Origin of the sequence: Paraburkholderia sp. A1BS-2L (assembly GCF_051125205.1) — a bacterium.
Classification (GTDB): Bacteria; Pseudomonadota; Gammaproteobacteria; order Burkholderiales; family Burkholderiaceae; genus Paraburkholderia.
This window is the reverse complement of the sequence record NZ_CP120430.1, coordinates 1,000,704-1,022,303: the sequence shown is the minus strand read 5'-3', so window position 1 is coordinate 1,022,303 and position 21,600 is coordinate 1,000,704. Positions and strand designations below refer to the sequence as shown.

Annotated in this window: 18 protein-coding genes and 2 pseudogenes; 12 read left to right on the top strand and 8 right to left on the bottom strand. The window is 65.7% G+C overall.

The window, feature by feature from the left end; all coding sequences use genetic code 11:
* Window positions 1-49: 49 nt before the first annotated feature.
* A pseudogene (locus P5W98_RS29150) lies at window positions 50-763 on the bottom strand (GNAT family N-acetyltransferase); the annotation flags it as partial.
* Window positions 764-1,278: 515 nt separating this feature from the next.
* Here P5W98_RS29150 and P5W98_RS29145 point away from each other — a divergent pair.
* Together P5W98_RS29145 and P5W98_RS29140 are read left to right on the top strand one after the other, a co-directional pair.
* Window positions 1,279-1,824, top strand: coding sequence for a sigma-70 family RNA polymerase sigma factor (locus tag P5W98_RS29145; protein ID WP_035533777.1), 546 nt, complete (start codon window positions 1,279-1,281; stop codon window positions 1,822-1,824).
* On the top strand, window positions 1,821-2,462 hold the full coding sequence (locus tag P5W98_RS29140) for a DUF1109 domain-containing protein (RefSeq protein WP_421027262.1): 642 nt from the start codon (window positions 1,821-1,823) through the stop codon (window positions 2,460-2,462). The genes P5W98_RS29145 and P5W98_RS29140 overlap by 4 nt, the downstream gene beginning before the upstream one ends.
* A 73-nt stretch (window positions 2,463-2,535) precedes the next feature.
* Here the strand turns inward: P5W98_RS29140 and P5W98_RS29135 are convergent, their stop codons facing one another.
* From P5W98_RS29135 to P5W98_RS29125, 3 genes are all read right to left on the bottom strand, one after another.
* Complete coding sequence (locus tag P5W98_RS29135) at window positions 2,536-3,936, bottom strand: MFS transporter (RefSeq protein ID WP_421027261.1); 1,401 nt, start codon at window positions 3,934-3,936, stop codon at window positions 2,536-2,538.
* A 132-nt stretch (window positions 3,937-4,068) separates the two neighbouring features.
* Complete coding sequence (locus tag P5W98_RS29130) at window positions 4,069-5,247, bottom strand: CaiB/BaiF CoA transferase family protein (RefSeq protein WP_421027260.1); 1,179 nt, start codon at window positions 5,245-5,247, stop codon at window positions 4,069-4,071.
* Window positions 5,248-5,276: 29 nt separating this feature from the next.
* Window positions 5,277-6,437, bottom strand: coding sequence for an acyl-CoA dehydrogenase family protein (locus P5W98_RS29125; protein WP_421027259.1), 1,161 nt, complete (start codon window positions 6,435-6,437; stop codon window positions 5,277-5,279).
* 490 nt (window positions 6,438-6,927) lie between these two features.
* Here P5W98_RS29125 and P5W98_RS29120 point away from each other — a divergent pair, with 490 nt between their 5' ends.
* Window positions 6,928-7,875, top strand: a complete 948-nt coding sequence (locus P5W98_RS29120; RefSeq protein WP_421028004.1) for a LysR substrate-binding domain-containing protein — start codon at window positions 6,928-6,930, stop codon at window positions 7,873-7,875.
* Between the two features lie 62 nt (window positions 7,876-7,937).
* On the opposite strand, the gene P5W98_RS29115 is transcribed toward P5W98_RS29120, so the two are convergent.
* On the bottom strand, window positions 7,938-8,363 hold the full coding sequence (locus tag P5W98_RS29115) for a PRC-barrel domain-containing protein (RefSeq protein ID WP_421028003.1): 426 nt from the start codon (window positions 8,361-8,363) through the stop codon (window positions 7,938-7,940).
* A 316-nt stretch (window positions 8,364-8,679) separates the two neighbouring features.
* Between P5W98_RS29115 and P5W98_RS29110 the strand changes: the two genes are divergently transcribed.
* Genes P5W98_RS29110 through P5W98_RS29085 form a run of 6 tightly spaced genes read left to right on the top strand, consistent with a single transcriptional unit; the run spans window position 8,680 to window position 15,825 of the window.
* A complete protein-coding gene (locus P5W98_RS29110; protein ID WP_421027258.1) occupies window positions 8,680-10,143 on the top strand; it encodes an MFS transporter in 1,464 nt (487 codons plus the stop codon).
* A complete protein-coding gene (locus tag P5W98_RS29105; RefSeq protein WP_421027257.1) occupies window positions 10,140-11,663 on the top strand; it encodes an FGGY family carbohydrate kinase in 1,524 nt (507 codons plus the stop codon). The genes P5W98_RS29110 and P5W98_RS29105 overlap by 4 nt, the downstream gene beginning before the upstream one ends.
* A gap of 17 nt (window positions 11,664-11,680) precedes the next feature.
* Entirely contained in the window at window positions 11,681-13,360 is a 1,680-nt protein-coding gene (locus P5W98_RS29100; protein WP_421027256.1) for a glycerol-3-phosphate dehydrogenase/oxidase, read from the top strand.
* Window positions 13,357-14,907: an FAD-binding oxidoreductase gene (locus P5W98_RS29095; protein WP_421027255.1), complete on the top strand. Its 1,551-nt coding sequence runs from the start codon at window positions 13,357-13,359 to the stop codon at window positions 14,905-14,907. Before P5W98_RS29100 ends, P5W98_RS29095 begins: the two co-directional genes overlap by 4 nt.
* Window positions 14,908-14,915: 8 nt before the next feature.
* Window positions 14,916-15,524, top strand: coding sequence for a glycerol-3-phosphate responsive antiterminator (locus P5W98_RS29090; RefSeq protein ID WP_421027254.1), 609 nt, complete (start codon window positions 14,916-14,918; stop codon window positions 15,522-15,524).
* Window positions 15,517-15,825 (top strand): putative quinol monooxygenase, encoded by a 309-nt coding sequence (locus P5W98_RS29085; RefSeq protein ID WP_421027253.1) that lies wholly within the window; start codon window positions 15,517-15,519, stop codon window positions 15,823-15,825. The genes P5W98_RS29090 and P5W98_RS29085 overlap by 8 nt, the downstream gene beginning before the upstream one ends.
* Before the next feature lie 57 nt (window positions 15,826-15,882).
* On the opposite strand, the gene P5W98_RS29080 is transcribed toward P5W98_RS29085, so the two are convergent.
* Complete coding sequence (locus P5W98_RS29080) at window positions 15,883-16,938, bottom strand: glycosyltransferase family 2 protein (protein ID WP_421027252.1); 1,056 nt, start codon at window positions 16,936-16,938, stop codon at window positions 15,883-15,885.
* A 517-nt stretch (window positions 16,939-17,455) separates the two neighbouring features.
* Between P5W98_RS29080 and P5W98_RS29075 the strand changes: the two are divergent.
* Window positions 17,456-18,607 (top strand): annotated as a pseudogene (locus P5W98_RS29075) (cysteine desulfurase family protein); the annotation flags it as partial.
* 179 nt (window positions 18,608-18,786) lie between these two features.
* Here P5W98_RS29075 and P5W98_RS29070 read toward each other — a convergent pair.
* Together P5W98_RS29070 and P5W98_RS29065 are read right to left on the bottom strand one after the other, a co-directional pair.
* Window positions 18,787-19,452 carry a DUF2278 family protein gene (locus P5W98_RS29070; protein WP_421027251.1) on the bottom strand — a complete coding sequence of 222 codons (666 nt, stop codon included), beginning with the start codon at window positions 19,450-19,452 and terminating at the stop codon, window positions 18,787-18,789.
* A 72-nt stretch (window positions 19,453-19,524) separates the two neighbouring features.
* Window positions 19,525-20,037, bottom strand: coding sequence for a DUF1697 domain-containing protein (locus tag P5W98_RS29065; protein WP_421027250.1), 513 nt, complete (start codon window positions 20,035-20,037; stop codon window positions 19,525-19,527).
* A gap of 107 nt (window positions 20,038-20,144) precedes the next feature.
* On the opposite strand from P5W98_RS29065, the gene P5W98_RS29060 reads away from it, so the two are divergent.
* Both P5W98_RS29060 and P5W98_RS29055 read left to right on the top strand, forming a co-directional pair.
* Window positions 20,145-20,636, top strand: a complete 492-nt coding sequence (locus P5W98_RS29060) for a flavodoxin family protein (RefSeq protein WP_421027249.1) — start codon at window positions 20,145-20,147, stop codon at window positions 20,634-20,636.
* Between the two features lie 164 nt (window positions 20,637-20,800).
* Window positions 20,801-21,565, top strand: coding sequence for a peptidoglycan DD-metalloendopeptidase family protein (locus P5W98_RS29055; protein WP_421027248.1), 765 nt, complete (start codon window positions 20,801-20,803; stop codon window positions 21,563-21,565).
* Window positions 21,566-21,600: the final 35 nt, after the last annotated feature.

Below are 21,600 nucleotides of genomic sequence, written 5' to 3'. Positions count from 1 at the left end.
CGGCGTGACATGAACATGCACGCCGTGTGTGAGCGCCGGGTCACCCGTGGGCTTGCGCCTCTCGCAAGCGCGCAAGCGATTCGCGCTGATTGCCTTCGGCGTCGAAGTTGCCTGCGTCGAGCCACGCTTCGAACCCGCGTTTCACAGCGGGCCAGTGTTTGTCGATGATGGCGTACCACGCGGTGTCGCGGCTGCGCCCCTTGTAAACAATGGCCTGCCTGAAAATACCTTCGAACTGGAACCCGAGTCGCAGCGCGGTCCGGCGCGAGGGCGCATTGAGGCTGTCGCATTTCCACTCGTAGCGGCGGTAGCCCAGTTCGTCGAATGCGTAACGCATGAGCAGATACTGTGCCTCGGTGGAGAGCGCTGTGCGCTTGAGCAGCGGGGAGAACGTGACGTTGCCGACTTCGATCACACCGTTCGACGGATCGATGCGCATGAGCGAGAGCGTGCCCACGGCCTTGCCGCTCGCCCGGTCGACGATGGCGTAATGCAGTGGATCGGCAGAGGCCGCCGCGCCCGTGAGGTACGCGCGATACGACACGAGATCCGTGAACGGGCCGATCGTCAGGTAGGTCCAGTCGCGGCCGTCGGTGGCCTGGCTGTACGCATGGAAAAGGTCGGCGGCGTGCCGTTCGACGTCGATGGGCTCGAGGCGGCAGCGCGCGCCCTCAATGCTCACGCGCGCGGGCCGCTCACGCGCCGTCCAGCCGGATAGGGCAACGCCGATGGGTTGTTCGTACTCGTTCGTTCTCGTTGCCATGCCTGACATGCTCCGTTTGCGCGACACCATTGATCGGGAATCAGCACTAAAGTACCGCGCGCGTGGCCCCTTGCAAAGATCCACGGAGCGTGCCTTCGTTGGGGCCACATGGCTGCAGTGCGCATGCCGCATGAAAATTCGCGCGGGATGTAACCCGTTGAGCGTTGGCGACGAATTAGCTTGAACGGACCCGCAAGCGGGTGGTGGGTGGCGCAAGGCGTGCGCGTGCAGGTTCATTGGCGGAGAACGAAAGCGTGAGCTGGGCGGACACAGCGGCGGGATGGATGCAGGCCGATGAGCACGACATGCGAGGCACGCGGCGGACGCGTGGCGCGGGCCGCGCCGCCCGCGCTATTGCGGCGGTGGACGGCATGGGCTACGCTCTGTCGACCGCGCCCGCGCTGGACGGCGGCAATCCCGGCGCCGCCGCGTGCAAGCCTGCCGCAAGCTTCACTGCGGGTGCGGAGCTTGGCGCTGGGGCGCCATCCCTTCGGCCGGAGCACACAGGACGCCCTTTGCATCCCGCGGAAATCCGTCTCAAAGCGCTGTTCGTCGACGGTCTCGAAGGCGACGCCGACGCCTACCGCCTTTTCCTCCAGGAACTCACGCGGCATTTGCGCGGCTTTTTGCGCCGCCGCATCCCGCAACTGCACGAGGACGTGGAAGACCTCGTGCAGGAGATTCTGCTCGCGGTGCACAACGCGCGCCACACCTGGCGTTCCGATGAACCGCTGACCGCCTGGGTGCACGCCATCGCCCGCTACAAACTGATGGATTTTTTCCGCTCGCGCTCGCGCCGCGAATCGCTGAACGACCCTCTCGATGATCACACCGACCTGTTCGCCACCGCCGACGACGAGCCGGCGCAAGCGCGCCGCGACATCGGCAAGCTGCTCGACCAGTTGCCCGACAAGCAGCGCCTGCCCATCGTTCATGTGAAGCTCGAAGGACGTTCGGTCGTGGAGGCCGCGCAGCTCACGGGGCTGTCGGAGTCGGCCGTGAAGGTGGGCATCCACCGTGGCCTGAAGGCGCTCGCCGCGCGTATCCGGGGGGCGCAATGAAAACCGACGATCTCATCAACCTGCTTTCCACGGGTGTCGTGCGTGTGGATCACAAGGCGGTCCTGCGCCGCTTCGCGCGCGCGCTGCCGCTCGGGCTGGCCGGATCGCTCGCGATCGTCATGATGGTGTTCGGCGTGCGGCCCGACCTCATGAGCGTGGCGCAAACGCCGATCTTCTGGGCCAAGCTCGCCTTCCCGCTTGCCGTGGCGCTCACCGCCTCACTGGTCGTGAGCCGGCTGGGACGCCCGGGCGTGCGCGCCGGCTATGCGTGGGCGCTGGCGGCCGTGCCCTTCGTTAGCGTGTGGCTGGCAGGGTGGCTCACGCTGGGCGCCGCCGCGCCCGCCGAGCGCGTGCCGCTCGTGCTCGGCATGTCGTGGCGCACCTGTCCGTTCAACATCCTGCTGCTTTCGGTGCCGACCTTCGTGGCGGTGTTCTGGGCCGCGCGAGGCCTCGCGCCGACGCGCCCGCGCCTTGCGGGCGCCGCTGCGGGCCTCTTTGCGAGCGGGCTGGCCACCATCGCCTATTGCGTGCACTGCCCGGAAATGAGCCCGGCGTTCTGGAGCATCTGGTACGCGATCGGCATGCTGTTGCCTGCTGCGTTGGGTGCGTGGCTCGGACCGCGGCTGCTGCGCTGGTAAGTTGGCCGCGTGCTGGCAGGCCGGCGCTCGCGTGGCCTAACCCGAAGCAAGCAAAGCGCCCCGCCGGACATGCTCAGCGCCCCTCGGTACCGCACGAGACTGCGGCGTTGCTCTCCAGTTCTCGCGCATCGCCGGTTTCAGGCTTGATGTCTTCGAGCGCGGCGCGGCTCGTTTCCACGCGCAGCACCAGAATGGCCGCGCACAGCACCGCAAGAACGCCGCTTACCATCGCGATCACGCCCGACACGCCGAATCGCTCGTACAGCAGCAACGCGAGCCACGGCGTGATGATCGACGAAGCACGCCCGACCGTTCCGGCTACGCCCGTGCCGCGCAGCCGCACTTCGGTGGGGAACAGCTCGGGAATGTAGCCGAACAGGCCCAGCGTGCAGATCGTGTAGATCGCGCTCACGAGGCAGAAGCCCGCGAGCATGATGGCGGCGGGGTCGCGCAGTGTCACATAGACCCAGCCGAGCGCGACGCTCACGACCGAAGAGATCAGGATGCCACGTGCGCGGCCCACGCGATCGGCGATCAGATAGCCGATCAGGCCGCCCACCGGCGAGCCCACCGACATCACGAACACGAAGCCGAGCGACTTGACGACCGAGAGCCCTTGAGCAACGAAAAACGTCGGCAGCCATGCGATAAATCCGTACAAGCCCACATTCACGCCAACGGCCGTGAGCGCCGCCACGACCGTGCGGCTGCGCATGTCCTTCGCGAACAGTACGCCGAGCGGCACCTTGCCCTTGTTCAGATCGACGGCGCGCTGCACGGGCGGCAACTCGCCCACCTGGTCGCTCACCTCGCGCTCGATTGCCGCGAGCGTGGCTTGCGCCTCGTCGAGCCGGCCGACCGATTCGAGCCAGCGCGGCGACTCCGGCATGCGGTGCCGCAGGAACCAGACGACGAGCGCGCCCACGCCGGCGAGCGCGAACATATAGCGCCAGCCGAGATGCGGAATGACCCAGTAGCCCGCCGCGAGCGCGGCGAACAGGCCGCTATTGGTGATGATGGCAAGCAGCGATACCCACTTGCCGCGCGTGGCGGGCGGCACGAATTCCGCGAGCGTGCCTGCCGCGACGACGAGCTCGGCGCCCAAACCGAGACCCATGACGAAGCGCAGCCCGATGAGCCATTCGATGTTGGGCGCAAAGCACGCGGCGATGGACGCGAGCCCGAACACGGCAAGATTGAGCTGATACGAATAGCGCCGGCCGAGCCGGTCGCCGAGCCAGCCCGCAACGAACGCGCCGAGCATCATGCCGACGAACGTGGACGACACGAACATCGCGCCGTGGTGAAGGTCGGTGAAACCCTCCTTGACCATCGCCGCGACCGAGCCATTGGCGAGATAGATGTCGAAGGCGTCGAGGAATGCGCCGCCGGCGATGAGGCCGAGAATTTTCCAGTGGAAGCGGGAAATGGGTAGCCTGTCCAAACGCCCGGCGGCGTTGACCGCGTGTTGCATGGTGTCGTCTCCTGAATGGATTTGCCGCGAAGTTGGCTTTTTGGCGGCTTGCGTACCGTCCAATAAATTCTGGACTACTACGGTATTAAGTGATTTGTGGCCGATCAGTGTCGATGGAGCCGCGTTGCGAGATCAAACCGTACCGCTCTCCCGCAGCGTGCGGATGCGCGCTTCGTCGTAACCGAGTTCTCGCAGGATCGCATCGGTGTGCTCGCCGAGCGCGGGCACGGGGTCCATGCGCGGGTTATCGGCGAGCGTCGCGCCCGGCGGCAGCAGCGCGGGAATCTCGCCTGCCGGCGTGCCCACGCGCGTCCAGCGCTCGCGCGCGGCGAGCTGCGCGTGCGCCCAAACCGCGTGCATGTCGTTGATATGCGCGTTCGCGATCTTCGCTTTTTCCAGCCGTTCGATCACGTCGCCGGCCGTGAGCGCGCCGAACGCCGTTTCGATGAGCTTGCCCAGTTCCGCGCGATGCGTCACGCGGCGGCTGTTCGAGCAGAAGCGCTCGTCCCCGGCCAGCGCCGGTTGGCGCAGGACCGTCTCGCAGAAGCTCTTCCATTCCCGTTCGTTTTGCAGGCCGAGCATGACGGATTTGCCGTCGCCGGCCTTGAACGGTCCGTAGGGATAGATCGTTGCGTGCGCCGCGCCGTTGCGCTGCGGCGGCGTCTGGCCGTCGATCGCGTAGTAGAGCGGGTAGCTCATCCATTCGACCATGCTTTCCAGCATCGACACGTCGATGCGCCGGCCGCGCCCGGTCTTGCCGCGTTCGATGAGCGCCGCAAGGATGCTCGAATACGCATGCATGCCCGCCGAGATATCGGCGATCGAGCAGCCGGCCTTGGCCGGTTCGTCGGGCGAGCCGGTAATGCTGAGAAAGCCGGATTCGCTCTGGATCAGCAGGTCATAGGCCTTCTTGTCGCGATAAGGGCCGTCGCTGCCGTAGCCGGAGATATCGCAGACGATCAGGCGCGGGTAGCGCTCGCGCAGCGCCTCGTAGTCGAGCCCGAGACGCTGCGTGGCGCCGGGCGCGAGATTCTGCACGAACACGTCGGCGTCGGCGAGCAGCGCGTGCACGATGGCGAGCGCCTCGGCGCGCTTCACGTCTAGCGTGAGGCTTTCTTTCGAGCGATTGGTCCAGACGAAATGCGAAGCGAGGCCGTGCACGCGTTCGTCGTAGCCGCGCGCGAAGTCGCCCGCGCCGGGGCGCTCGACCTTGATGACGCGCGCGCCCAGATCCGCGAGCTGGCGGGTGCAGAAGGGCGCGGCGATCGCGTGCTCGAACGTGATGACCTTGATGCCTTCGAGAGGGCGCATGAGAGTCTCCCTGGTGCAGTCACAAGCGATCAGAACGAACGCGGCAGGCCGAGAATGTGCTCGGCCACGTACGAGAGAATCAGGTTCGTCGAGATCGGCGCAACCTGATAGAGGCGAGTCTCGCGGAACTTGCGCTCCACATCGTATTCGCAGGCGAAGCCGAAACCGCCGTGGAATTGCAGGCAGGCGTTCGCGGCTTCCCACGAGGCATCCGCCGCGAGCAGCTTGGCCATGTTCGCCTGCGCCCCGCAAGGCTCATGCGCATCGAAGCGGCGCGCCGCCTCGAAACGCATCAGGTTGGCGGCTTCCACGTTCACGAACGCGCGCGCAATGGGAAACTGCACGCCCTGGTTCTGACCGATCGGGCGGCCGAATACCTGGCGGTCCTTCACATATTGCGAGACCTTGTCGATGAACCAGTAGCCGTCGCCGATGCATTCGGCGGCAATCAGCGTGCGCTCGGCATTCAACCCATCGAGGATGTACTTGAAGCCCTTGCCTTCCTCGCCGATCAGGTTTTCCGCGGGGATTTCGAGGTTGTCGAAAAAGAGCTCGTTGGTTTCGTGATTGACCATGTTCAGGATCGCCTGCACGGTCAGCCCTTTACCGATCGCTTCGTGTAGATCGACCATGAAGATCGACATGCCTTCGCTCTTCTTCTTCACGTCCGAGAGCGGCGTGGTGCGCGCAAGCAGGATCATGAGGTCGGAGTGCTGCACGCGCGAGATCCACACCTTCTGGCCGTTGATCACGTAACGGTCGCCCTTGCGAACGGCCGTGGTCTTGATCTTCGTGGTGTCGGTGCCGGTGGTGGGCTCGGTCACACCCATCGATTGCAGGCGTAGCTCGCCGCTCGCGATCTTGGGCAGATACTTGCGCTTTTGCTCGTCCGAGCCGTGGCGCAGCAGCGTGCCCATGTTGTACATCTGGCCGTGGCAAGCGCCGGAATTGCCGCCGCTGCGATTGATCTCCTCCATGATGACCGAGGCCTCGGTAAGGCCGAGGCCCGAGCCGCCATATTCCTGCGGAATCAGCGCGGCGAGCCAGCCCGCTTTCGTGAGCGCATCGACGAAGGCTTCAGGATAGCCGCGCTCCTCGTCGATCTTGCGGAAATACTCGGCCGGAAACTCGCCGCACAAATCGCGCACGGCTTCGCGGATGTCCTGATATTGATCGGTTGCTTCGTTCATTGCACGGATTCCTGCGTTTATTCGGATGGGTTGCGTTCAGGCGAGCATGGCGCGCGAAGCGCGTCCTGTGTCGAGCAGCAGCGTGGCGACGCGCCGTGGCAAGCCGGGATCGGGAAGGAAGCCGCCCATGTGCGGATGCCGTCCGGGCCCAGCTCAGCTTGCGGCGCAGCGGACCAGAAATGGAGCCAGTGCCAGATGGGCGGACGCGCGTCGCCAGTTTCCGGCGTGCAGCCGTTGTCGAGCGTGGCGGCCAGCGCGGCGGCGCGGGTCGGAGGGATGAGGTCGGTGATCGTCTGAAACGGCTGTATGAGCGATGCCGGCAGGGGTGATTCATCGCCGTCTCCAGCGCTGGTTAGGCCAACGCATTGCTATAGAAAAGATGAGTCGACTGTAGGCGAATGTTCCGCGACGCGGAAATACGGATTGAATGTGCCGGTCATAAGCGTATCCTATGGCTCTCGCATCGCAAGAGCAGGAAGGGCCCGGGCTCATGGACGTTCGCCAGCTTCGTTACTTCGTGCACATCGTCGATTACGGCAGTCTCGGCAAAGCTGCGGAAAAGCTCTACGTGGCGCAGCCGTCGCTCAGCCAGCAGATCGCGAAACTGGAAGACGATCTGGGCGTGCCGCTGCTCGTGCGCAGCCCGCAGGGCGTGAAGCCCACCGCCGCGGGCCAGGCGCTGTACCGTCACGCGCGCCTCGTGCTGCATCAGATGGAGCAACTGCGCCAGGAAGTGCGCGAGGGCGTGGGGGCGGAATCGGGCACGGTCGCCATCGGCTTGCCCACGACCATGGCCTCGGTGCTGGCGATGCCGGTCTTCGAGCGCGTGCGCGAGCGCTACCCCGGCATTCGCCTGCAGTTCTTCGAGAGCATGAGTGGCTATCTGAACGAACTGCTCGCGAACGGCCGTCTCGACCTGGCCATTCTGTTTCGCGACACGGCCACACCGGGCATCTCCGCGTTGCCGGTGCTCGATGAAGAGCTTTACGTGCTCGGCGAGCCTGGGCTGCCCGCCAGGGCTCGCACGTGTGCGCTCGCGGCGCTCGCCGACGTGCCGCTGGTGGCACCGGGCGTGGCCAACGGACTGCGCCTGCTGCTCGAACGAATCTTCGCACGCGAGCAAGTGCCGTTGAATATCGTCGCGGATGTGGACTCGCTGCCTATGCTGCTCTCGGTCGCGCAGTCGGGCGCGGCATGCACGATACTGCCCGCATCGGCGCTGGCGCTGCGCGCACCGGCCGAGCGGCCGAAGATGCGGCGCATCGTCGATCCGGTGATCAGGCGACCGGCGAGCATCTGCTGGCCGAATGCGTTGCCGGTGAGTTCGGCTTCGCTTGCCGTGCGGCGCACGCTCTGCGAGTTGATCGAGGAGCTTCGTGCGAGCGGTGTGTGGACGGGGATCGAACTGCGGGAGGCAGGGATGGGGGCGGCGGGCTGAGGCGCGGCGCGAGACCGCTTGGGGTTCGGAGGCCAGCCCGGTGAGACTGGCCTCGCGCGCGATTAGTGCTTGTTATCGACGCGCTTGGGCTTGGGCGGCGAGTCGATCTTGGCGTACTGGAATGCCGGGGTGGCCTTGAGCGCCTCCTTGGTTGCGCCCGGCAGATACAGGTTGCCGTTGCGCACGTCGAGCGAGGCGATAGGCACGGCCACGTCATGCGCGGCGACGCCGAGGAAACCGCCCGCTGCGACGATGGCGGCCGACACCGTGCCGTCCGGCGCGACGATGAGATCGCGCACCGTTCCGATCTTGGCGTTGTCGTCGTTATAGACGGCCTTGCCGAGCACGCTTTTCTTCACGCTCCAGCCTTCGAGCAGCGCCTGCGATTGCTCGACCGTCACGGAAAGCGGCTGTGTGCCGGCTACCTGGGCTTGCGCACCTGCGCTGGCCACGCTTGCGGCCACAACCGCAACCGTCAACATCGTCATGCGGAAAGACATTTACCGTACTCCTGATTCAAGGTTCTGCTTCAAGGTGAATGCGCGGCGGGGGCTGCGCGGAACAACAATCGAGCCGTAATACTAGCGGGATTGAAGAAGCGGCGTGGGCAAGGTGCACGCTGGCTTGACGCGTTGAAAGGAAGCACAAGTAACGCGCCATCCACGCGCAGTCCCCACTTGACACCTTGAATTTCGCGTCTTAAGGTGTGGGCGCAGATCTAGATAAGAGACTATCTGTAAGGTGGTCTCTTATGCGCGTCGCAATTGCATTGGCCTCTTACAGTACACATACTGGAGGCAGATTGTGCAATCGGTCGCGATCAAGATTCGTGGCGTCGACGACGTCATTTCCTTCATCGATTCCTGTCGTGGCATTCCCGGTCGAGCCGGCGTTGTGTGGTGGCTCGCACTAGGCGGACTGTTTCTCGACGCATTCTCCAATTCCGCATTGAGCGCAGGCCTCGGGCCCATGGCTCGCGATCTTCATCTGGACGCGGCGCAGGTCGCGCTGATGACGTCGTTCGCTTCATGGGTCGCTATTGCGTTCAATCCCATTGGCGGCTGGATGGCCGACCGCTGGGGCCGCGTGCGTCCGCTCGTGCTGGCGAAATGCCTGGCCGTGACCGGCGCCGTGCTCGTGATGTTCGCACCGGGCTACGCGGTCATTCTCGCGGGGCGCTTCTTCGTGGGCATGGCCTACGGCATCGACTTCGCGATTGCGATGGCGATGCTCGCGGAGCTCACGCCCGCGCGCCTGAAAAGCCGGCTCAATGCATGGCAAGGCATGTGGTACACGGCCGTCTGCCTGAATCTCGTGCTCGCGCTGCTATTTCATTCGTGGCACGTGGGCGATTCGATCTGGCGTTATTCGATTGCGGCCACCGCGATATTCGGCGTGGCGATTCTGGTGCTGCAATTGCTGTACCTCGTCGAAAGCCCGATGTGGCTCGCGCGCAAAGCGCGTCTCGACGAAGCCGCCGATGCGTTGAGCCGCATCTATGCGCGGGCATTCGTGGCCGCGCCGTTGGGGGAGCGCATTCCTGTGCTCAATCAGGCGCAGCGCGGCTTCGCCAACATTGCGCTGATCTTTCGCGGCGTTTATCTGCCGCGCACGATCCTGGCGGCCACGGTGCAGATCGCGCAGTCCATCCAGTACTTCGCGATTGGCTGGTATCTGCCGCTCATCAGCGCGTCGCTGTTCGGCAAGGACTTCGTCTATGCGACGCTCGGCGCGCTGCTCTTCAATCTCTTCGGCATTGTGGGCGGGTTCATGTCGCCGGTCGTGGGCAAGGTCATCGGCTTGCGCCGCGCTTCCGCGTTCGGCTTCGCGGCGGTCTTCGCGATGTTGCTGATACTCGGCCTTTATAGCGCGAAGATGCCGTTGTGGCTTGCCGCCATCGTGCCATCGCTGTTCATCCTGTTTCATTCGTCCGGGCCGGGTGCGAACGGCAAAACCCTTTCTTCGCTGTCGTTTCGCAGCGAGTTGCGCGCGGGCGCCAATGGCGTCGTGGGCGCGCTCGGCTCGATTGGCGCTGCGCTCGGCTTGTTTGTTTTTCCGCTGTTTCGCGCGCGCTACGGGCTCGAACATACCTTTCTCATTCTCGCCGTCGTGCCGCTCGTCGCCAGCGTGATCTGCTTCGTGATTCGCTGGGATCCCACGCGCACGACCATCACGCCCGATAACGAGTCCGGCGCGCCGCAGTTTGGCGGCGACGCGGCGCGCGAGAGCACCTTCATGAATCCTGCGATGGAGAAGTCCCAGCGATGACCCGAACCCAGCAAGTCATTCTCGCCATCGACGAAGGAACGTCGGGCACGCGCGCCGCCGTGGTGGATGCGCGCGGCCACGTGTCCTGTCTCGAGTATCGTCCGCTGCAGGTGCAAAGCCCGCGGGCAGGCGTCGTGGAGCAGGACGCGAACGTCACGCTCGCGAAGACCATCGAGGTCTGCCGGGCGACGCTCGCATGCGCCGCAGCCGAGGGCCTGGAGGTGGTGGCGCTGGCCATTGCCACGCAGCGCGCCACGGCGGTGCTTTGGGACACGCAAAGCGGACGTGCGCTCGTGCCGGCGATGGTCTGGCAGGACACGCGCTACGCCGGCGAGCTCGCGGAGCTGGCAGAGCGCTGGGACCGCACGCTGCTCGAGCGCGTGGGGCGTCCCGTGGGCGTGCGCTCGCCGTATCTGTGGGCCGTCCATCATCTGCGCGAAACGCCTGCCGTGATCGAAGCGCAGCGCGCAGGACGGCTCGCTTTCGGCACTGTCGACAGCTGGCTGCTGTGGCATCTGTCGAACGCAGGCGTTTGTGTGACCACGCCCACCAATGCGACCTCCGCGAGTGCCTATGTGCTTGCCGAGCACCGCTATTGCGCGGACTGGCTCGATGCGCTGGGCTTTCCTCATGCGCTGCTGCCGCAATTGCGCGAGGACGCCGACATGTTCGGTCACACGCGCGCCGACGTGCTTGGCATCGACGTGCCCATTCTCGCCTGTGCCGGCGACCAGCTCGCGGGTGCGGTGGGGCTCGGCTGCCTCGACCGCGGCCAGTCGCTGTGCGTGCACGGCACCGGCAGCTTCGTCGACTTGTTGATCGGCACTGATTTGCCGCACGACGCGGGCGGCCACGAAGGCACCTTGACCATGACGGCGCGCCGCCACGACAAGGTTTCGCATTTCTCGCTCGAGACCTTCGTGCCGACCACGGGTTCCGCGCTGAACTGGATCTGCGAAAAGCTTCAATGGTTCGACGAGCCGAAGCAGATCAGCGCGCTTGCGGCCACCGTGCAGGGCTCGCGCGGCGTGGCGTTCCTGCCCGCGCTGACCGGCATGCGCGTGCCGCAATTGCAGCCAGGGGCGCGCGCTTCGCTCGCGGGCCTGTCGATCGCCACCACCAGGGCCGAGGTGGCCTACGCGATTCTCGAAGGCATCGCCCAGTCGGTGGCGCTGTGCAACGACGCGAACGCAGCGGTGGCCAAGGTGAACGCCGCAGAGCTGATCGTGGGCGGCGGCTTGTGCGCGAGCGACACGCTGTTGCAGGTTCAGGCCGACTTGAGCGGCGTGCCCGTGCGGCGCATGCGCGGGAGCGATCGCGCGAGCCTGCGCGGCGCGGCTTTCCTGGCGGGCGCGTCGGGCCTGCTGTGGGAGTCGCTGGACGCCGCACGCGCAACGCTTGCGATCGACGCGGTGTTCGAGCCGCGCGCGTCGGCGGACGCCCGAGAGCAGCGCCGCGCCTCATGGCGCACGCGCGTGGAGCATGAGCTTGCCCACGCGAATGCATTCGAACAAGGCTGAGCAGGAGAACGAACTACATGGTGTGGATTCCATCGAGAAAGGCCAATCGCGAGCGGGCGAGCATGACGGGAACGGAGCCGCTGCGTCTCGTGCGGGCCGAGCAGCTCGACCGGCTCGCGAGCGAGACGTTCGATATCGCCATCGTGGGCGGCGGCGTGACCGGCGCCTATGCGGCGCTCGACGCGAGCTTGCGCGGCTATCGCGTCGCGCTGGTGGAGAAAAGCGACTTCGCCGCGGGCACCTCGTCGAAGTCGTCGAAGATGGTGCACGGGGGCCTGCGCTACATCGAGCAAGGCAATCTCGGCCTCGTGCGGCATTCGCTGCTCGAGCGCCAGCGCCTGCGCCGCAACGCGCGCCATCTCGTGCAGCGCTTGCCGTTTCTGTTCCCGGTGATGGAGCGCGACGGCGTGTTCGACAAGCGCCTCGCCAAGGCCTTCGAAAGCCTGCTGTGGACCTACGACCTCGCGGGCGGCTGGCGCGAAGGCATCCTCCACCAGAAGCTCACCAAGGCCGAGGTGCTCTCGCATTGCCCCACCTTCAACGAAACGCATTTGACCGGCGGCTTCATGTACTTCGACGCGCGTGTGGACGACGCGCGGCTCACGCTCAATATCGCGCGCACGGCGGCCTTTCACGGCGCGGCCGTGGTCAATCACGCGCAGGCGATGGAAGTCACGCGCAACGAGCAAGGGCGCGTGGATGGCTTGATCGTGCACGCGGATGCCCGCGAGCTGCGCGTGAGGGCGGGCGTGGTCATCATGGCGACGGGAGTTTGGCTGCGCGACTGGAGCGGCCGCAGGAAGGGCGATCAGCCCGCTCTGCAGATTCGCCCGGCGAAAGGGGTGCACGTGGCCATTCCGTGGCTGAAGATCCGCAACGACTGCACGGTGACGATTCCCGTGCCGGGCCGCAGCCGGCGCGCGACCATCACGCGCTGGGGCAACGTCTCCTATCTGGGCACAACCGACGAAGACTATCGCGGCGATCTCGACGACGTTTGTTGCACGCGCAAGGAGCTCGATTTTCTGCTTGAGGGCGCATGCTCGGCGCTGAAAACCGACTTGCGCGCCGAGGATGTGGTGGGCAGCATCGCCGGCTGCCGTCCACTGGTCGGGCCGCCCGGTGGAAAGACGCTGGAAATGAAGCGCAATCACGAGATTCACGTCGCACCCGATGGGCTCGTCACGATCGTCGGCGGCAAGCTGACCACCTCGCGGCACATGGCGGAGCAGACCATCGACGCCGCCCAAAAAGTTATCGGCAAGCGCACCCGCTGCACGACGAAGTCGGCGTATCTGCTGGGCGCGGCGGGCTATGACGCTCAGGCGATCGTCGCTTCGGGCGGACTGGGCGCGCATTTCGGCGAACGTTACGGCACGGAAGCGCGCTTCGTCACGGATCTGGCGCAGGCCGATCCGCAGCTTTTGCGGCCCATTGTCGACGGCCTGCCCTATACCGAAGCCGAAGTCCTCTACGCCGCACGCCACGAACTCGCCTGCACCGTCGACGACGTGCTGTCGCGGCGCATGCGCGCGCGCCTGATGGCGCGCGATGCCTCAGCGCGCGCCGCCGCGCGCGTGGGCGACATTCTGCAGGCCGAGCTGGGCCTGCCGCCTGCCACCGTTGCAAGTCAGGTGAGCGACTACGTCGCCGCTGTCGAGCACGATAAATCCGTCCTTATGGGAGATACCGCATGATCAGCAAGGAAGCCATCAAGCGAGGCTATAACCGCGGCAATTACATCGTGGGTGCGCACACGCCGCCACCCTGGGCGGCAGGCATCGACAAGCCCGGCACCGAGGCGGGCCTGCAGCGCGACCCGGTGGCGCTCACGCGGGAGCAGCTCGACGCGCTGCGCGCGGCCGCCGACGAAGTGCTCACGCAGAACGCCGAGGTGGTCGCGTTCACGCGCGACTGGTGGGCGCGCTCGATGGTCACCGAGACGGCGGGCAAGCCCGCCACGCCGCATGCGGTCATCGTGCGCGTCTCGACGGTGGAGCAGGTGCAGGCCGTGTTGCGCATCGCGCACGCCGGTGCGATACCGGTGACGCCGTCGGCGGGCCGCAGCAACGTCACAGGCGCGGCGCTGCCGTTGCGCGGCGGCATCGTGCTCGACGTCTGCGGGCTGAACCGCTTCATCGGCTTCGATCGCGAGAGCCAGATCGTCGAGGTCGAAGCGGGCATGTTCGGCGACATCTTCGAGGAGACCATCCAGCGCGAATACGGCATGACGATGGGGCACTGGCCATCGTCGTATGCGATCAGCACGGTGGGCGGCTGGGTGGCGTGCCGCGGCGCGGGGCAGCTTTCCACGCGCTACGGCAAGATCGAGGACATGGTGTTCGGCATGGACGTGGTATTGGCCGATGGCCGGCTCGTCAACGTGGGCGGATACTCGCGCGCGGCCGTGGGCTCCGATCTGCAGCAGCTTTTCATCGGCTCGGAAGGCACGCTCGGCGTGATCGTGCGCGTGCGCCTGAAGCTGCATCGCCTGCCCGACTATGGGCGCGCGATTGCATACGGCTTCGAGTCGTTCGCCACCGGGCTCGACGCATGCCGCGAGATCCTGCAGCGCGGCGCGAACCCGGCGGCGCTGCGGCTCTACGACGAACTCGAAAGCGGCGTGCAATTCGGCCTGCCCAATACAAACGTGCTGCTGGTGGCCGACGAAGGGCCGCGCGAGATGGTGGATGCAGTGCTGAAGATCAGCGAGCGCGTGTGCGCGGCGCTCGGCGAGCGGCTCGATCACGAGGCCATCTTCGAGCGCTGGCTCGATACGCGCTACCTCACGGGCAAGAGCGCCGAAGGCTTCAAGCGCAGCCCTGGCTTCGTGGCCGATACGCTCGAAATGATCGGGCCGTGGAAAGATCTCGCGGCCATCTATCGCGACGTGGTGGCGGCCATCAACGCGGTGCCGGGCACGCTCGCGGGGTCGGCGCACCAGTCGCATGCCTATGTGGACGGCGCGTGTCTCTATTTCTCGCTGCGCGGCGAGGTGGACGTGGCCTCGCGCGCGCAGTGGTATTGCGCGGCATGGGATGCAGCGAATGCGGTGATCATCCGGCACAATGCCACGCTGAGCCATCATCACGGCGTTGGCCTGTTGCGCTCGCCGTACATGAGCGATTCGCTGGGCTCGGCATTTCCCGTGCTGCAGGCCATCAAGCGCACGCTCGACCCGCAGAACATCCTCAACCCCGGAAAGCTCGGCTTGACTGACGAGTTGCTCCACGAAACCCAGTAACGATACCCATGGACAGGTCACTTGGCGGGCGCCTCACGCGCCATCCGGTCATTGCGACGCTCTACGGCGCCGACGAGATCGACTGTTTTGTGCAAAGCGCGGCGGAAGTCGCCATCGTTGCGAACGTCGATCTGCGCAAGCTGCACCGGGTCGTGGCGGCGCTCGCGAAGGCGGACAAGTACGTCATCGTCAATATCGACAGTTGCGACGGCCTTTCGCAGGACAAGGGCGGCGTGGAATATCTGGCGGACATTGGCGTGACGAGCCTTGTTTCCACCCGCGTGGCCACGATCCAGCGCGGCAACCGGGCCGGTCTCGTCACGATGCAGAAGGTCTTCGTGACGGACCGCTCGACCTGGCCGCGCAGCGTGAAGGCGCTCGAGCAGAGCGACCCGAACCTCGTGCAGCTGATGCCCGCGCCCATGCTCGCGCGGCTTTCGGCACAGGACCGCAAGGCGTTGCCTCCCATTGTCGCGTCGGGCTTCGTGTGCAACGAAGCGGACGTGCTTGGCATTCTCGGCGGCGGCGCCGTGGCGGTGTCGACCAGCGACACCGAACTCTGGAATCTCGACCTCGAAGGTCGCACTCTTGGCATTGCAGGAGCAATGAATGGCTAAGCGTTATTTGCAGGTGATCGCGCATTACTACGCAAAGGCGGGCAATGGCGATACGGTGGCGGCGCGGCTCGCCGAACTGGCGGTGGCCACGCGCACCGAGCCGAAGAACCGCTATTACGAGTACTTCCGCTCGCCGGAGCGGCCCGTGCACTTCGTGATTCTCGAGCAGTACAGCGATGCCGATGGTCTCGCCGAGCATCGCGAGACGCCGCATTTCCAGCGCATCGGCGTGGGGGAGATCATTCCGCTGCTGGAGCGGCGCGAGGTGAGCAGCTATATGGTGGAGGAGAGCGCCGCATGATCGTGCGGGCGCACGACCCGGGCCTGCGTGAAGGCGGCTCGCGTCGTGAAATCGCGATCAGGGCACGCGCGTGCGCGTGACGTCGACCATCGGCGCCACCGGTGCGACTGGCGCAACCGGCGCCGCATCCACGCCCATCTCGTCGGCGTCGAACGCCATCGCCTGCGGCCGGCCTTTTGCGCGCCGCAAGCCCTTCCCGATCATCAGCAGGTGGTAGTAGAGCCGCGCGCTCAATCCGTACCGGTACGCGTGGAGGTTGCCTAGCGCGAGGCTCAGGCCTTCGCGCGCCTGGCTGTTGCGCGCGTAGAGCGAAACCACGATCGGCACGAACCGGCGCATGGCGAGCTTGCGCGCGGGCTCGAGCTCGGGCGGCAGCGTCAGTCCGTGGAGGAAGCGCCAGGCCGCGAGCGACGAAGCGCTGGTGGTATTGCGCGTGGACTGCGAAACCGAGACATCGGTTTTCCGGTAGTACGAGACATGTTCGTCGATGTAGCACACGCCCCGCGCCGCGAGGCACAGGCGCACGCCGAAAACGTAATCGCAGCACACGGCATGCTGCTCGTCGTAGCTGATTTGCTTGACGAGCGCGGCGTCGGCGAGCCAGCCGTTATTCGGGAACATCTGCACGATGCCGGTGCGCCCCGGCAGGGCTTGCAGCCCAGCCGCCGCGCTCGTGCGGTGATACGCGTGATTCATGTGCTCGCTCGAGGCGTGGTCCACGCTGCCGTCGTGGTCGACTTCGTATTGATTGCCGAACGCGGCCTGAATCCCGGGATAGCGCTCCCATTGCGCGAGCAGGCGCTCGATGCAGCGCTCGGCGAGGTAGTCGTCGTCGTGGATCAGCAGGATCTTGTCGCCGGTTGCGCGCGCAAACAGGCTCGCGACGTTGCGCGCCTGACCGAGCGCGGGCGTGTTGCGCCGATACGCGATGCGCGCGTCGTTGCCGTACCGTTCGGCGATCATGCGTTCGGCCTGGTCATCGGGCGAGTCGTCGCCGATCACGATTTCGATATTCTTGTGCGTCTGCGCAAAGCACGATTCGATGCAGTCGATCAACAGATCCGGCCGCTTGTACGTGGGCAGACAAATCGAGACTTTGGTTGTTATCGTCATGGGCCTACCCCTTGTTCCTTCGGGACGATGAAGAGGTTCGCATTGCGAACGCCATTCGGCTGGCATGACGGTAAGCCAACAAAACTAGAAAGAAATGAAAAATAAATCGTAAGCCGGAGTCATGCGGGAAAACACGCATCTGGCGGGAATTACGCGCGAATGGTACGAGAATTTGAAAAGAAAATCGAAAGCCGGCAGCAAGCGCCGTGCCGCGCGGCCCGCAGGCTCGAGCGGCCGCCGGCAAAGCCGCGCCCGGCGGGCTTCTTGCCCTAAATTCGCATAGGTCTGCACGGCGCCGGAAGAGGCTCGAAAAAGCCGTATGGAAGGGGCATGCATCGCGCCTGGCGCCGTGGGGTTGGCGCCACCGGATTATTTCCTTTAAGAGCGGCGCCTATTAACAGTCGAACAGAGAAAATAATTCTGCGGCTGGCCGGCGGCGGCCGGAATTATGAAAACACTTTCTACAGTCTGCCGCGTAGCATGATCGTCCATTCAATCAGCGACAGAACAACGGATCATGGGCGACAAACTGCACTATTTCGATTACGCGGCCACGACGCCGGCCGACCCGCGCGTGATCGCCGCGATGGGCGAATGCCTTGGCATCGAGGGTGCATTCGGCAATCCGGCCTCCAGTTCGCACGCGGCGGGCACGAAGGCGCGCGGTCTCGTGGAAGCGGCGCGCGCACAGGTGGCGGCGCTGATCGGCGCGGCACCCGACGAAATCGTCTGGACCTCGGGCGCCACCGAATCGAACAATCTCGCGCTGAAGGGCTATGCCGATGCGGCCACGGGCGCGCGCCATCTGATCACGAGCTGCCTCGAGCACAAGGCGATTCTCGACACCATGGCGAATCTCGAGCAGCGCGGCATGGCGCTCACCTATGTGCGCCCCGATGCCGACGGCACCATCGGCGTGGAGGCCGTGAAGGCGGCGCTGCGCAGCGACACTGGTCTCGTTTCGCTCATGCTCGTGAACAACGAGATCGGCACGCTCACGGACATCGCCGCGATCGCGCCGATCGTGCACGAAGCGGGCGCGCTGCTGCACGTGGATGCGGCGCAGGCGCTCGGCAAGACGCCCATCGACGTGAAGGCGATGGGCATCGACTTGCTGTCGATGTCGGCGCACAAGGTCTATGGGCCCAAGGGCATTGGGGCGCTCTATGTGCGCCGCGAGGTGGCCGCGCGCATCGCGCCGCAGATGCACGGCGGCGGCCACGAGCGCGGGCTGCGCTCAGGCACGCTGGCCACGCACCAGATCGTGGGCATGGGCACGGCCTGCGCGCTGGCCGCTGCACAGATGGAGGCCGACACGCAGCGCATCGCGGGCCTGGCCGCACGCCTGCTCGACGGCGTGCGTGGCCTCGAAGGCGTGACGCAAAACGCGCGCGCGGCGCGCCGGATCGCGCATACGCTGAGCCTCACCATCGACCTGCCTGGCTTTTTCCCGTTCATGTTGTCCGCCGATCTTGCCGTGTCGTCCACTTCGGCGTGCAACTCCGCCTCGGGCGCGCCTTCGCACGTGCTGAGCGCGCTGGGGCTCGACGCCGAGGCGGCCAGCCGCACGCTGCGCTTCAGCATCGGCCGCTATACGACGCAGGAAGACGTCGATCATGCGATCGCGTGCATTCGCGCCGTGGTGGCACAATCCGCGACGAACGCGGCGCCCTGTGCGCGCGCCGCGTGAACCGTGATCGATGACCGGTGACTGGCAAGGGGGCGTAGGCCGATTCTTTTTCCCGGCGCGTCCCGCTTGCACCTCGCAACGCCTCGTGCAGGCGTTCAAGCAGACCCTTGCATCGATTGGCTGACCTTCAATCGCCTGAATCGAGCGCGTGAGCGCGCTTACGAAAGCGGCTTCGAATCCGGCGTCGGATTGCCCAGGTCGTCGGTCGGCAGCCATTGCTGATCGAACGCCGCCACATAGAGCGCCCACTGCGGCGCGCCCAGATCGACAAGCAACGCGCCGTCCTGCCAGATGTCGTTGTGGTCGTTGCTGTCGTCGCCGGGGCGATGAATGAATTCGCCCTTCGACCCCTGGTTCATGTGCACGTCGTGCACGCCGTTGCCTTCGCTATAGAAGCGGCCGAACACGTAGACGTCGAAGCCCGACTGCATCGCGCGCACCAGCAGGCGCTCCAGCGTGCCGACGGGCTCGACTGCGTTCGAGCCGTCCATGACGTCGCTGTCGCGCCAGTTGCCGGTGTTGGCGAGAAAGTCGCTGCGCTGGAAATCGAGCGCGGGCAGCGCGTCCTGCCCGGTGAGATCGTGCGAGCCGGATGCGGCGCTCTGGAGCGTCGCGAGCACGGGGTGGCTGAAGTCGAACGGCAGCTTGTACTTGAGCAGATCGTCGGCGTCGGTGGTGCCGACGTTCACCGCGATGTCCCATTGCGCGCCCGCGACCGAGAGCCCGAAATGCAGGTGGTACTGCACTTCATGAGGCCGCTGCGTGGGTTTGAGTTTCGGCGTGGTCACGATCTTGCCTTTCGCATAGCCGTAGGGAAGTGCCATTGCTTGCATCTCCTCGAAGTGGGGCCGCCCATCATCGCGCCGCTGCGTGACAGGGGGACGGCGCGCGTTGCCTCAACTCTGAGCGGCCCACTGCGCGAGTGTGGCCACCGTGTTCATGTTGCGCGCGGTGCCGTTTTTCGCGGCGGGAATCTTGAGCTTCGAGCGCGCGATGCCGTCCTGGTAGTACACGTAGATCTCGCGCGTGCCGAGGGCCATGAGTTCCGAGCCCTGGCCGCTCGCCTTCTCCAGCGCGTCGGCGCTTGCGGCGGTGTCAAGAAAGATTGCGAGCGTGCGCTCGGGAGGTGCGCTCGGGAAGGGGTTTGCCGCGAGCACAGCGGCCATTTCGTCAGCGGTGCGCAGCAGCACGCCAACCGGCTTGCCCGCGTAATCTTCGAGGCTGCGTTCGAGTTGTTTCTTCACGCTCGCGGCCGCTAGCCGGCTCTGGAAAACGACGTTGCCGCTCGCGATATAGGTGCGCACGCCTGCAAAGCCGAGCGCCTCGCACATCGCGCGCAGCTCGGTCATTGGGAGCTTGCCGGTGCCGCCGACGTTCACGGCGCGCAGCAGGGCGATAAAGGTAGGCATGCGCGCATGATACAGCGGTTCGCGCGAAGCGCGGCGTGCGTGGCGGTATCATCGAAACGATGGGGCGCGCCATTCCGGCGCGTCGGCGAAGCGAAGAGTGAATACGCATGAAGACGTTGCTGATCGTCTATCACACGATGACCGGAGGCACGCAGCAAATGGCCGAAGCAGCGGCGGCGGCCGCGCGCGAGCAAGCGGGCGTCGCGGTGAAGCTGCAGCGCGCGGATGCCACGCAACCCGAAGACGTGCTCGCCGCGGACGGCTATCTGTTCGCGACGCCAGAGAATCTCGCGGCCATGTCCGGGCTGATGAAGGACTTCTTCGACCGCAGTTACTACGCGGCGCTCGACCGCGTGAACGGCCGCCCCTACGCGGTCATGATCTGCGCGGGCAGCGACGGCCAGAACGCGCTGCGCCAGATCGATCGCATCGCCACGGGCTGGCGGCTAAAGACGGTGGCGCCGGGCGTGATCGTTTGCACCCATGCGCAGACGCCTGAACGCATTCTCGCGCCCAAGACCATCGGTGCCGACGATCTCGAACGCTGTGCGGAACTGGGCGCGGGGCTGGCCGCCGGACTCGCGCTCGGTGTCTTTTGAAGCGCGCGTTTTCTCGTGCGCTTTTTATTCCGCTTTTTCATCCATTATTCCGCGCATTGCCCGGCTTCGAACACGGCATCGTTACGCCTGCAAAACTGAGATGAGGTGCCGCGCCCGCCTTTCATAATGCTCATCTCACCGATTAAATACAGGATGACGAATTAATGAGATCGAGTTTGAAAGTGCGGCGGCACGGCGTTGTTTGGGGCGTCCTGCTGAGTGTCCTGATTGGCGCCGGCGGCATGCTGTCGGGGTGCGCGCTCGATATGGAGCGGAAGTCCCCGGTTTTCGCGATGCATTGCCGGCAGGTGAGCTCGGGGTACTACTGCGTGCAGCCGGGCGATACGCTCGCCAGGATCGCGCTGGGATTCGGACGCACGCCACAAGACATCGCGAGCTGGAATGATCTGGCGGCCGGCGCCCCGCTGCGCGTGGGCCAGGTGCTGCGGGTGGCGCCGCAGGATGCCGGGCCGGCGCAGGCGAATCCCGCGCCTGCGGGCGCCGACCAGGCTGCGGAAACGTCAGGCGCTACGCCCGCGGCTGCATCGCCGCAATTCGTCTGGCCGGTCAACGGCATGGTCGTGCGCGAGTTCGGCGAAGGCGGCTCGCGCGGCATCGAGATTGCCGGTAGCGCGGGCAGCCCGATCAAGGCCGCCGCCGCGGGACGCGTCGTCTATGCGGGCGACGGCATCAAGACCTACGGCCTCATGGTCATCCTCAAGCACGACAATGGCTTCGTGACGGCCTATGGCAATAATCGCCGTCTGCTCGTTCGGGAAGGCGATGCGGTGCAGCAGGGCGCAGCCATTGCCGAAATGGGCGTGCAAGGCGACGGCGCGGCGCTGCTTCAGTTCGAGATGCGCGAAGGCAGCCACGCGGTGGATCCATTGGCGCATCTGCCGGCGGACTCGGGGCCGGTCGCGGAGTGAGCCTTGCGGCCCGAGCTCTTTGTATCGCGCGCCGC